The organism is Leifsonia sp., assembly GCF_051955155.1.
In the GTDB taxonomy this organism is placed as follows: domain Bacteria; phylum Actinomycetota; class Actinomycetes; order Actinomycetales; family Microbacteriaceae; genus Leifsonia.
On sequence record NZ_JBQCGZ010000043.1, the window covers coordinates 1 to 12013 of the forward strand.

9 protein-coding genes are annotated in these 12013 nt (G+C 65.4%); all 9 read left to right on the plus strand.

The features are described from left to right. Positions 1-311: 311 nt before the first annotated feature. The 9 genes from ACTHMF_RS04140 (at position 312) to ACTHMF_RS04180 (ending at position 12001) form a co-directional block, all read left to right on the plus strand. Positions 312-545, plus strand: coding sequence for a hypothetical protein (locus tag ACTHMF_RS04140; RefSeq protein WP_440316407.1), 234 nt, complete (start codon positions 312-314; stop codon positions 543-545). Between the two features lie 7 nt (positions 546-552). Continuing rightward, positions 553-906, plus strand: coding sequence for a hypothetical protein (locus ACTHMF_RS04145; RefSeq protein ID WP_440316408.1), 354 nt, complete (start codon positions 553-555; stop codon positions 904-906). A 513-nt stretch (positions 907-1419) separates the two neighbouring features. Beyond that, positions 1420-2208 (plus strand): ABC transporter ATP-binding protein, encoded by a 789-nt coding sequence (locus ACTHMF_RS04150; protein WP_440316409.1) that lies wholly within the window; start codon positions 1420-1422, stop codon positions 2206-2208. Positions 2209-2300: 92 nt separating this feature from the next. Next, complete coding sequence (locus ACTHMF_RS04155) at positions 2301-3656, plus strand: hypothetical protein (RefSeq protein WP_440316410.1); 1356 nt, start codon at positions 2301-2303, stop codon at positions 3654-3656. 20 nt (positions 3657-3676) lie between these two features. Then, a complete protein-coding gene (locus tag ACTHMF_RS04160) occupies positions 3677-4450 on the plus strand; it encodes an SDR family oxidoreductase (RefSeq protein WP_440316411.1) in 774 nt (257 codons plus the stop codon). A 284-nt stretch (positions 4451-4734) separates the two neighbouring features. Beyond that, positions 4735-8403, plus strand: a complete 3669-nt coding sequence (locus ACTHMF_RS04165; RefSeq protein WP_440316412.1) for an ALF repeat-containing protein — start codon at positions 4735-4737, stop codon at positions 8401-8403. 36 nt (positions 8404-8439) lie between these two features. Further along, positions 8440-9297, plus strand: a complete 858-nt coding sequence (locus ACTHMF_RS04170) for a hypothetical protein (RefSeq protein ID WP_440316413.1) — start codon at positions 8440-8442, stop codon at positions 9295-9297. Between the two features lie 107 nt (positions 9298-9404). After that, positions 9405-9953: a hypothetical protein gene (locus ACTHMF_RS04175; RefSeq protein ID WP_440316414.1), complete on the plus strand. Its 549-nt coding sequence runs from the start codon at positions 9405-9407 to the stop codon at positions 9951-9953. A 77-nt stretch (positions 9954-10030) separates the two neighbouring features. Further along, positions 10031-12001 (plus strand): cell wall-binding repeat-containing protein, encoded by a 1971-nt coding sequence (locus tag ACTHMF_RS04180; protein WP_440316415.1) that lies wholly within the window; start codon positions 10031-10033, stop codon positions 11999-12001. The last annotated feature ends 12 nt before the right edge of the window (positions 12002-12013 follow it).

A 12013-nucleotide genomic window follows, 5' to 3' on the forward strand; every position in this document is an offset into this window, starting at 1 on the left:
TGACAATCGTCAGATGGGCACGACGCCCGCTCGTTCGTGGCGCATCACCAACTCGTTGAATATCAATCTGGAAATACCTATTGCACGTGTAGGACAAATCAGGTATACACGATCATGTCAGCAAGGTGTATGGGGGATTAGATTCTACGTCCTAGATGACCGCACCTGACCATGATCCTCAACCTCGCCTACGGCTGGTTGGGAACCGGAGCCGCATCCGCGGTTGTGTCAACAGAGAAAGCAGAGTGAGCGTGGCTCTTGTAGCAACCACACTCGCGCCCGTCAGGCAGCATGGTGCTCTTGTCGGATGGATGGAGAACATTACTGCTCGGGCGGTCGTGACGGCCGGCGAAGCAAGGGCGGATGCCCTTCGTCGGAACGACATCGTTCAATTCATCATCATCGCTGCCCTCGTCGTGTTGTTGGCACTCGGGGCAACCGTGGTCCTTGGCGCAATCGCAATGTGCGCGGCCAACGGCGGGGTAATGGACACAGTCGTCAGCGTGGACCCGTGGACCTTCAAGATCTACTGCCACAGGCTGTAGCTCGGCGATGACCGCGATTCAAAAGGAGAACCAAGCAGGAGGGCAAATGTCTCGTCGTGATATGGCCGTGCGTCGTGGTCCACTGACGGCCCTTTTGGCCTCGGGCATCGGATTCGTCCTGGCGTTCGTTCTCGGGGGAGTGGTCTTGCTGCTTCTGTGGTTCAATGCCTTTGCCCGGGGGATGAATGGGTCGGTGGGCTCGAGCATCGCGGGGATCATGACGGTCGCCGCGGACGACGACGTGGTGAGCTCGACGTTTGAGCCAGGCGCGTTTGCTCTCCTGTTTGGTATCGGACTCGCGGGTGCGGTGGTCGGCTGTCTCGTCGGAATCGTACTGGCTAAACGGCGAGCATCGGCGTGATCCTCCCCGCTTCCGGTGGAATACCCGTGGAGCAGGCGTCCTGGCCATTCGGCGCAGCCCTTGCCGTCTCCTGGAGAGCCTGCATCTCGGCGGCTGCGCTGCTCGCTCTTCCCCTCGCAGCGTCGCTATGGGTGCTCAGCTTGTTGGGCGATTTCGAGGCCGGTATCTCGGTCGCCGTTGCGGTCGTCTGTTATCCGGTCAGCCTCTATCTGCATGAACTCGGACACCTGTGCGGAGTGCGGTGGTTCGCGCCTCACACGCTTTCGGCGGTGAGGCTTAACGGAACATGGGGACGAGCGCGGATCGAAAGGCCCTCGGCGGGAAAGCTAGGCGACGCGTGCATATCGATCGTCGGACCCATCGCCGGACTGTGGGCCATGATTCCGATCGCCTTCCTCCCCGGTGATCCCCTATATCTGGGTCCGTGGGTACTTCTCTACCAGTCCCATCTGTTCGCACTCGCGCCATGGAGTTCGGATGGGCGACAGGTCTTGCGGGTATTCGTGAGGAACCATGGTGACCTTGGTTGTTGACCGGGTGAGCAAGACATACGGCAAGAAGGCTGTGCTCACAGACGTGAGTTTCGCCGTCGAAGAGGGCTCCGTCGTTGGCCTCTTGGGACCGAATGGATCGGGGAAGAGTTCTACCCTCCATGTCATCGCGGGACTCACCAAGCCTTCGGGGGGCAGCGTTTACCTCGAATCGCGAAGCGGGAAGAGGCGTCATCTCCCCGCAATCGGGTTCTGCCCCGATGACTTGCCTCAGCCGGAACTCCTCACAGCGCAGGAGTACCTCGACCTGATGCAGGGTATCCGAGGCATCAGAGTGAGCGACGATATCATCTGGATGCTGTTGACCGGATTCCGGCTTCAGGGCCATCGCAACGAGTTGATCGGCTCGTTCAGTCACGGGATGAAGCGCAAACTGCAAGTGGTAGGTGCACTTCTCCACCTGCCCAGCGTTCTCGTCCTCGATGAGCCATTCCGCGGCCTTGATCCTGAGTCCAGTGCGATCATGCACCAGCTCATAACGGGTTACGTCGATCACGGGAACGCCGTCCTTATCTCCACCCATGACTTGTCACTCGCAGAAAGGCTGTGCGATCGAATAGTGGTCCTTGAAAGCGGACGGGTTCTGCATTCCGGTAGGACAGCCGACGTCGTTGCGATTCACGGGCGCACGACGCTAGAGGAGTCTTTCCTCGCGTTGACTGGTCTCGATGTGGTCGTTGATGAGTCGATCCGGCTCTTCTTCGAAGGTCTCGGCGAACTCCGCGCAGCACACCGTCGTGGGGCGTCGTGAGGACAGCAGCACTCCCGATATTTCGAGCTACGATTCGGTCGACTCGGACGTCGCTCAGAAGCGCCTTAGGCGGCGGTTGGGTCGTCGCCGGAATGCTCGTTCTGGGTGCAGCGATCGCCCTGGGATTGAATGTCGTTGTATTCAGAACGTTGCATCAGATGGCCGGTGCGCTGGTCGAACCGTCGCCGTCGCTGCCGCAGGCTCAGCGTGAGGGCTTGCTGGCGAACATGTTGTCCAGCGTCATGCTTCTCGGCGCGATCATCGCTGTGGTATTCGGCACCCTCATCCCCCACCGTTCGAATGTAACGCTGATCGCTCGGGTCGCCGGAGCCTCCCGGTTCGCCATTGGTATGAGCGACATGTTGGCCCAGTACCTAGTGGCAGTGGCGACGATTCTGTCCACCCAGGCAGGTATCGTCGCATTCGTCTCGTTGGCGATGCCTGCGCCGATAGTGACAGGGAGCGCGATAGCGTCAGCCGCTCTCACCTTTGCGGCGCTTGCGCTCTCACTCAAAGCGGTCCTGCGGCTAGTCATGCAGCTGATCGGGCTCGGGGATGAGCTGTCGAACCTGGCGTCACTGCTGTTTGCTCTGACCTCTGTGCTGATTCTGTTAGGCGACCTTCTCATGAGCGCGTTCGACGGTCGGATGTCGTGCATTCGACGGGTGCTTGACGTGTTATGGCTCGGCGAGACAGTTCCACGCACGGCTTGGGCGCTCCTGGCTGCCTGGCCGATCATGATTCTGACGCTCATCGGTTCGATCGTCTTGGGCGCGTGGGGTTCCAATCGGGTCGCTTTCGCCCACACGAGAGCACTCCTTCCCTCTGGCCAAGCCGGCAGTCCTGGAAGGATCGTGGCGTTCGCGAAGAGGGAGCTGCTGCTGGCCGTGCGTCAACCTGTCAGCCAGATCTCGTATATCTGTCTCCTTCTACTCATTGCCGCGATGGTCGTGGCTGCTCGTGTCGACTGGCTCCCGCTCGGTCCCAGCTCGTATCTCTTCGCGTTTCTCTGTGCTCTGGGCGGTGAACTCGCATATGGGCGGACTCAGGCGTTTCATTGGATCTATCGCAGTGCGAGCTATCCCGTTCGAGTCATCCTGCTCGTCAAGTTCGGAGCGATTCTCGCGGTTCAGGCATCCGTCCTGATTCTGAGCCTTGCGGCAGCAAGCCCAATCGGCGCAGTGGCGTCCCTGCTTCCCCGGGTAGTGCTTCTCTTCGTCTCGCTCTCAGCTATCACCTTCTTCTGCGGAGTGGTGGTCCCTATCAGCGAAGCAGCGCCCTACAGCATGATCGGCACGACGATCCTGGTGCTTGGTCTAGACATCGGCTTGGTGCTAGTCGACTCGACAATAGGCGACGCGCACCTAGCGGCTGTGCCTCTTCATCTGTGTGTGATCGTGGCCGGGCTCTGGGGAGCGATCGCGATAGCGGACAGGCGGGCGTCGTGACCGTCTGACAGAATCATCGGATGGACAACGACGCCCGCTCTGCACGTCCCGTCGTCTTCGTCACCGGTGCCAGTCGTCCAGGATCGATCGGGGCCGGCATCTGCCGGCGCCTCGCGGCCGACGGCTGGGACGTCGCGTTCGGCTTCTGGGACGACTACGACGCGGCGATGCCGTGGGGCGAGGGCGTCCACGAGGAGCTGGCCGACGACCTCCGGGCGCTCGGCGCGCGGGCGCTTCCGGTCGCGGTCGACCTCGCGCACACGCAGTCGCCCGGCGAGGCGATCGCCCGCGTGCACGCAGGGCTCGGCCCGGTGCGCGCGCTCGTCGCCAGCCACGCGCACTCGATCGACAGCGGCATCCTCGACACGGACGTGGAGGCCTTCGACCGTCACTTCGCCGTGAACACGCGGGGCACCTGGCTGCTGATCAAGGCGTTCGCCGAGCAGTTCGATGGCCCGCGCGGCTCCGGCCGGATCGTGGCGCTGACCAGCGACCACACCGCGCACAACATGCCGTACGGCGCGAGCAAGGGCGCCCTCGACCGCATCGTGATCGCCGCGGCCGTGGAGCTCGCCCACCTCGGCATCACCGCCAACGTGCTGAACCCGGGCCCGATCGACACCGGTTGGATGACGCCGGAGCTCGCCGACGCGCTCGCCGCCGAGACCGCGCTCGGCCGCCTCGGCCGCCCCGAGGACACCGCCGACCTGGTCTCGTTCCTGCTCTCCGACCGCGGCGGCTGGATCACCGGCCAGCTCCTGCACTCCAACGGCGGCTTCCACCTCCCCGTCTGAGCGCCGGTCGGGGAGCGCCAGACTCCGCACGGCGCGCCTCGAATGCTTACACGTCTGGTCCAGAATTTGTGTGAGTCCTCTCATGTGCTAATTTCGGGAAATCAGCTGTGCTCAGGGGGAGTGGGATGCGGTTTTCGGGGGGCCGTCGCGCGCGACGGAGTGTTCGGGTCCAGGCGTTCGTCGCGGCAGTCGCGATCGGGACGTTGTGCGGGACGCTGATCCCAGGCGCACCGCTGAACGGCTCGGTCGGTGCGGCCGTTGCTGCGATCGAAGCTCCTGCATCGGTGTTCACCCCCGTCGAACCGGCGAAGGACCGCGCGGGCGTGCTCCGCTTGTGGAAGTCGGGCGGGGTGGCGACCGCCGCTGCAGCGGAGCAGGCGCTCGCCGGTGACGACGCGGCGGTCACGCAGTTCCTCGACGAGGGCCAGTACGTCGCGATCACCCAGGATTACCGAACGCTCGCCATCCAGATCGCGCTTTCTGGGAGGACCAAGACGCGCGAGGCCGCGCAGAAGGCCGTGGCGACGGGGACGAGGGAAGCGCTCGAGGAGTTCATCACTGTCCAATGGCAGAAGGCCTGGATCGTCGATGACCGCGAGGAGACAACACGTCTGGCGACGACGGGCCTTCCCGTCGTCAAGCAGGCCGCGACGAAGGCGCTGAAGGTCGGTACGGATGTCGCGATTCAGGCGTTCATCCGGGACCAGCGTGCCTCTGCCGACGAAGCGGATGTGCGGATGCAGGTCGCCAAGCTCCTCGACAAGTCGCCCTCGGTGGCAGAGGGTGCGCAACGCGTCTTGGACAGCGGCGATCCGGAGGATCTGCGCACCTACCTGCGGTACGGCCAATATGTTGCCGCTGCCAGGGACCAGGAGGCCCAGACCATCGGTCAGCTGGTGGATCAAGCTGTCAGCGCGTCGTCCCAGGCGGTCGAGCTATCGGCGAAGGCGCAGGAGATGTCGGCGCAAGCGGTTCAAGCAGCCCAGCTGGCGAAGGAAGCGGCGGAGCGTGCTGCTGCTGAAGCCTCGGCAGCGCAGGGTGCGAGCACACGCGCCGGCGCGGCCGCGTCTCGGGCCGCATCCCTCGCCCAGCAGGCTGCCACTGCTGCGGCGCAGGCCATCAACGCGGCGCAGGAGGCCAGGGCGGCGTTGGGTCAGGCGGCCCAAGCCGCTGCCAACGCGGCAAGCGCCGCTTCGCGCGCGGCGCAGGCGGCTGCGACTGCCCAACAGGCCGCCGCCAACGCGGCGACGGACGCGTCGCAGACTGCGGCGGCCAAGGCTGCCGCTGAAGGCGCGCGCGAGGCGGCGCGTGGTGCACAGGCTGCCGCGGACGCCGTCGATCAGGCTCTCGTCGCCACCGACGAGGCTGCGGCTGCAGCCGGAGCCGCCGCTCGCGCCGGCCAGAACTCTGCCGCCGCCGCAACGGCCGCTGCTGACGCGGCCGAGGCCTCGGGCGTCTCGCAGCAGTATGCGCAGCAGGCTCGGGACGCGGCGGCTCGCGCACAGGGCGCGGCCGACCGAGCGGACCGCGCCGCCACGAGCGTCGAGTCGCTCGCCGCGGAAGCTCGCCGCGTGGCACACGAGGCGCGCGCCGCCGCCCTGGAAGCGCGAGACCATGCCAACCGGGCGGCAGCCGCAGCAGACGAGGCGGCGACACAGGCGGGGAATGCGCAGACCGCAGCGGCGAAGTCGACGGAATACGCCAACGCCGCCACGAGCGCTGCGAACGTCTCGACAGCGGCGGTGGAGAAGGCGCGCGAGGTCTTCGCGCTCGCACGGCAGTTGGATGACGACAGGCTGACCGATGAGCGGGAATACCTGATCGCGCAGGCCGCAGACGAACGGCGGGCGCAGGACGAACGCGAAGCCGCAGACGCAGCTGCCCGTCGCGCGGCCGAAGCGAGAGCCGCACAGACGAAGGAGCTTCTGACAGAACTGTCTGCCCCCGGTGCGGACGTCAACGCCCATGTCCGCGAGATGCGGGAAGCGGTGCTCGGGGTGGCGACGACCGGGGCGGGAGCGACGGAGCGGACGCTGGCGGAACGCGCGCTGGCCGGCCCTCCGGAGGCGCTGGCAGAGTTCATCACGACGGGGTTGTCGGCCGCGAGAGAACAAGACCGATGGGACAGGGCCGTCGCGCTCGTCGAGCACCAGAACAACCAGGTCTCCGTAGCCGCGCAGGAGGCGCTCGATGGTGGCGAGGACGTAGTCGAGGAGTTCCTGGCCACGGGGTTGCGGAGTCTGACTGCAGCGGATGAGCGCGCCGCGGTCGCGAAGCTGCTGGATGCCGACGGCCCAGGAGTACGGAAGGCCGCAGAGGCGGCCCTGAACTCGCCGTCGCCAGACGCTATCCACGAGTTCCTGCAGAGCGGGCTGGAGCGCGCCCAACTGGCGGACGACCGAGAGGCGGCGACCCGCATGCTCGAGGGCGCAGGGCCGGAGCTCACCGTCGCCGTCGACGTGGCCCTCGCGGGAACGGACTCCGCGCTGAAGGAGTTCCTTGCGACGGGTCAGTACGAGGCGGCGGTGCGCGATCGGGAGAGCAGCTCCCACATCGCATCCATGGAGGCTCTGATCGCCACGGGGGCCGAGGCGGCCGCCAAGGCACGTGAGGCCGCCGCCCTGGGCCAGCAAGCCGCTGCGACCGCCAGGAAGGCGGCCAGCGACGCGGCCCGCTATGCGACGGAGGCCCGGGCTCACGCCGACGCAGCCAAGGCGTCTGCCGACGACGCCGATCGGTACGCGAATCAGGCGCAGGCTTCGGCCGACCAGGCGTCAGCGTCGGCGGTCCGGGCACGCGAAGCAGCGAACCAAGCGCGCGCCGACGCCGCTGCCGCTGCCGCGCACGCCGCCGACGCGATCGCGTCGGCCCAGCAGGCGGCCACTTCCGCCCAGCAGGCGGCCACCGCGGCGAGCAACGCGGCCGCCTCCGCGCTGCAGGCCGGAAAGGACGCGGAAGCCGCTGAGAAGGCCGCGACCGAGGCGACGTCGATCTCGGAGGAGAAGAAGCGCGCCGAGGACGAGGACAAGCGGTACACGACTGTGACCGCTGAGACGGCAGGCGAAAAGCCGACGGACGCCGAGCTCGCGGCGGCTCTCGCCAGCGGCGGAACCGCCGCGGTGGATGCGCTGAAGAAGGCGTACGAAACCCTGAAGAAGGGCGACGTCTGGCAGATGATCCTCAAGGAGGGCGGCCAACTGCTCCTTGACTTCATCGGCGTCACCGACCTCATGGACTGCGTGACGAAGGGCAACATCGGCTCGTGCATCATGCTGGTCGCGGGAGCTCTGCCGATCGGCAAACTGGCGAAGCTGGGCAAGATCGTCGCCCTTCTGACCAAGATCGCGCCGAAGATCGTCAACCACGCCGCCGACTACGCGCGCGCGCTCGAGACGATCGCGGGTGTGAAGGGCAAGGCGAAGACCATCCCGACCGCCTGCCCGACCGTCGGCGTCGCCTCGTGCCGGTTCCCGGCTCCCACCGGCGGCAATCCGGGCATCAACCCGCCCAAGGGGCCGAAGACCTCCTCGAATGACATCGGCAAGTACGGCGAGGCCTGGATGAACTCGAGCATCGAGCAGAACCCCGGCAAGTTCGGGATCTCGGACATGAAGATGTATGAAAGTGGGACGCGTCGTTACCTCTCTCTCAAGCCCGACAAGAAGGTCGCGGCGAAGGAACGCATCGCGGACGGATACTACGAGGGTGCTGATGGCGTCATTCATGTCTTCGAATCGAAGAACGTCAAAACCCTCAGCGGCACCCGGGTGGCCGAACAAATCGAGGACGGGCTCTTGCACGTCAGCCAGAAGGGTGCGCCCGGTAGCAAGTACACGCTATTCCTCCGGTGCAATGCGGCAGGTGTGATCATAACAACGATGAGCGCGCATATAACCTCCCTGCTCGAAGACGTCAGATACAAGGACCTTGTCAACAAACAGTGCATCTCGTGAACACGTTTTGATCAGGTAGACGAAAGGTGAATTCCGTTGACCAACACTTTCCTCGAGAGCCTCTACCTTGAGCTTGACGAGATGGGCTTGGGCCGGGACTATCAGCGCTCCAAGGAGGCTCTCCCCATCTACCGTCGCTGGGCGGCGACCTTTCTGGACAGGCTTGCCACAACCGCGGAGAGAAGAAGCTTCCTAACGGGAGCGTCGTACGCCCTTCGCGATGGGGGCAAGGATGCCGAGGCGGCGCATTTCTGGATCGCAGTGTTCAAGGATTGCCTCGATCGCGCCACAGAGGAGCTGTCGGATAGCTGCTGGCAGTTGATGGACAGCATCGGCCGTGTGGCAACCGATCAGAACTTCGAAGAGCTTGCCGCGCTCACCGAGGATTCCCTGTACATCCGATACATGATTCCTGCATATAGCGAGTATTTCGCCCGCTCGAAGGATTCCCGCGTACCTGACGTTCTACGGCGCTTGATGAATCCGGCAGAGATCTACGACCCAGGCCGGATCATTTACGGAGCCGAGGTGGCAGCGAACCGGAAGCTGGTTGAGCTGATTCCCGACGCTGAGAACTTGCGCGCGCGTTTGAACAGAGAGCGGCCCGACGGACGCTTCGACGCACTGGAGGACGCGCTCTATCGCCTGTACCGGGCGCGCTACATCCAGGAGCTGTACGCCGACGGCAAGGCGAAGGTCGACATCTCGGGTGTGCTCGCCGACTTGGACGGGTCAGACGCTGAGCGCGCGGCGTTCGCCGCCTACGCCCTCGGGGATCTGAAGGCGGTCGAGGCGCTTGGGCGCCTCCGCGAGCTAGCGACGAGCTCGAACGTGCAGCTGCGCCGCGAGGCGAAGGCCGCGGTGAAGAAGCTGGAAAAGCTCAGCGCGTCCTGATGAGGTTTCTGCGGGCGACCGGTACATCGGCCGGTGCCCGGCGGAAACGGGGAGAAAAGATGAAGAAGAGACAAACGATAGGACTGCTCTGTGCCACCGCGGCCGTCATGAGCATCGGGGGCGTCCTCATGCCGTTGGCGATCGCGCAGGCGGACGAAGAAGATTCGTCCTCACGCATCGGCTCGGCGTCGGCCTTCGTGGACACGACCGCGACAGACGGCGAGGCGGGCTACACGGTCGAACCGGCCGGCGCACCTCCTCTGGAGGCGGGCTACACCGTCGAGACGTTCCAGCACCCCGGTGCGGGCCGGATCGCGATGGAGTACAACATCCTGCTCACCGAGGGCGACGGCAATATAATCCAAGACTCCTGCAACGGGGTGAAGGAACAGATCATCGTCGAAAGCTACACGGGCGACTGGGATCGGACATCATGGCCCAAGATCTGCTTCACCCTCACCGGCGACACGGGCTGGCTGCGCCTGGAGATCCCGAGCTCGTATGCCGTCCGCGCATCGAAGAACCACGCCCTCACCGTGACGACGCGGGACGACATCAAGACGGACACGGTGACGGTCTCAGCAGACAAGTACAAGAACATCAACACCAGCATCGATGAGACCGGCGTCGCGGTCATCGAGCTTCGCGTGAAGTGAACAGAGAGGGCAACGACGTGTCGACATCACGAAGCCGGAAATACCTCGCAGGCGCAGCGATCATCGCCGCGGTCCTCGTGGGAGCGTCTATCGTTCCCGCAGCCGCACTGACGGGCGGTGAGGAGATCGCGAACGAGCAGGTCTCCAGCACAGTCAAGGTAGTGACGGCCTATGGAACGTGCACGGGGGCGGTGGTGGAGATGTCCTGGGTGGCGACCGCGGCGTCCTGCTTCACCCGGAACCCTGCCGACCACCCGTCGCTCACCGACGGCAAGCCCGAGCTCTCCGCCAAGGTGCTCCTCGGCAAAGATGCATCCTGGCGCGAGAACACGGGGATCCCGATCAGCGACCTGCGTCGCTACCCCGGTGACGGGCGCGACCTCGTGCTCGCGCGACTCCAGAGCCCCGCGCTCGGGGTCACCCCGCAACGCGTGGGGACGACCGCGCCTCAGGCCGGAGACCAGCTCGAGTTCACGGGCTATGGACGAACCTCCACGGAATGGGTGCCCAAGCAGCCGCACAGGGCCACGTTCTCGATCGACAGCGTCGCGCCAGGCGAGGTGTTCGTCAAAGGCGCCGGCGACTCGACCCTGTGCCTCGGCGACAGCGGCGCGCCCGCGGTGCGATCGACGGGCGCCGGCGCCGAGCTCGTCGCCCTGAACAGCCGCTCCTGGCAGCACAACTGCATCGGCACCACCGGCCAGACGAACAACGGTGCGTACGCCACGCGTCTGGATGACACGGCCGCCTGGATCAAGACCGTCACCTCCGAGGTGCAGGGGATTGCGTCGTTCCAGGACCAGCAGGGCATCAAATTCACGAACGTCGGTTCGACGAGCCAGGTGTTCGCCTGGCAGCTGGTGCAGGCGGCGCCGAACACCTTCCTCCTCAAGGACTCCGTGACGGGGCGGTGCCTCAGCAGTCCGAGTGCGGCAGTGAACGCCGAGCTGGTCTCCCAGGCCTGCGATCCGGCGCAGGCGGCGCAGCGCTTCACCTTCCTCGCCATGGCGACGAAGGACACCGTCGCGATCAGAAGCGTCTCGACGGGCTTGCTGATCAAGGCTCCTAGCCAGGCGGGCGGTGCTCCCGTCCAGACCTCGACGACGAGCGACACGAGCGTCCAGTGGACAGCGCAAACGGTGATGCTCACCCAGCGCATCTATGGTGCGACGCGCTTCGAGACCGCCGTCGCCGTCTCCCAGGCCGCCTTCCCGGCAACGGCCCCGGTTGTGTACATCGCAAACGGTGACGGCTACGTCGACTCGATCTCCGCAGGATCCGCGGCGGCGAAGGCCGGCGGCCCGCTGCTGCTGACACAGGCTGCGGGGCTGCCTGCCGAGACGAAGGCGGAGCTCGTGCGGCTGAAGCCCTCGCGCGTGGTGTTCGTCGGTGGAACGGGTGTGGTCCCGGAGAGCATCATCACCGCCGTGAAGGCGGCGCTTCCCTCTGCGACCACCGTGCGCGTGAGTGGGAGTGAGCGTCACGAGACGTCGCGCGAGACGATCCGGTCCGCTTTCACCACGGCCGAGCACGTATACCTCGTCGACTCCTTCGACTGGACCACGGCACTGGTCGCCGGCAACGAGGCGATCCACCGTGGAGCCCCTGTCATCGCCGTCCTGGGATCGCAGACTGCGCTCGACAGCGCAACGGTCGCGCAGATCCGTGGCCTTGCGCCCAAGGAGATCCACGTCATCGGCGACGCCGGAAAGGTGAGCAGCGGGCTCTACAACAGCCTCACCGGATTGGCCCCGAAGATCGATCGGCTCACCGGCAGCGACCCGTACGACCTGGCGAACCGGAGCGCCCAGCGCGGCTTCACGTCGGCATCTATCGCGTTCCTGGTCTCCGGGGACAACTTCCCGGATGCCATCTCCGTCGGTGTGCTCGCAGGGAAGTCGAACGCGCCCGTCTTCTTCGCGCAGAAGGACTGCGTGAAGAAGGCGACCGTCGATACGATCTCGTCGCTCGGTGTGAAGAAGGTCGTCGTGATCGGTGGACCGCTCGTGCTCAGTGAGAACGTCGCGGCGCTGAAGTCCTGCGGTTAGCCAAGCCTCGAG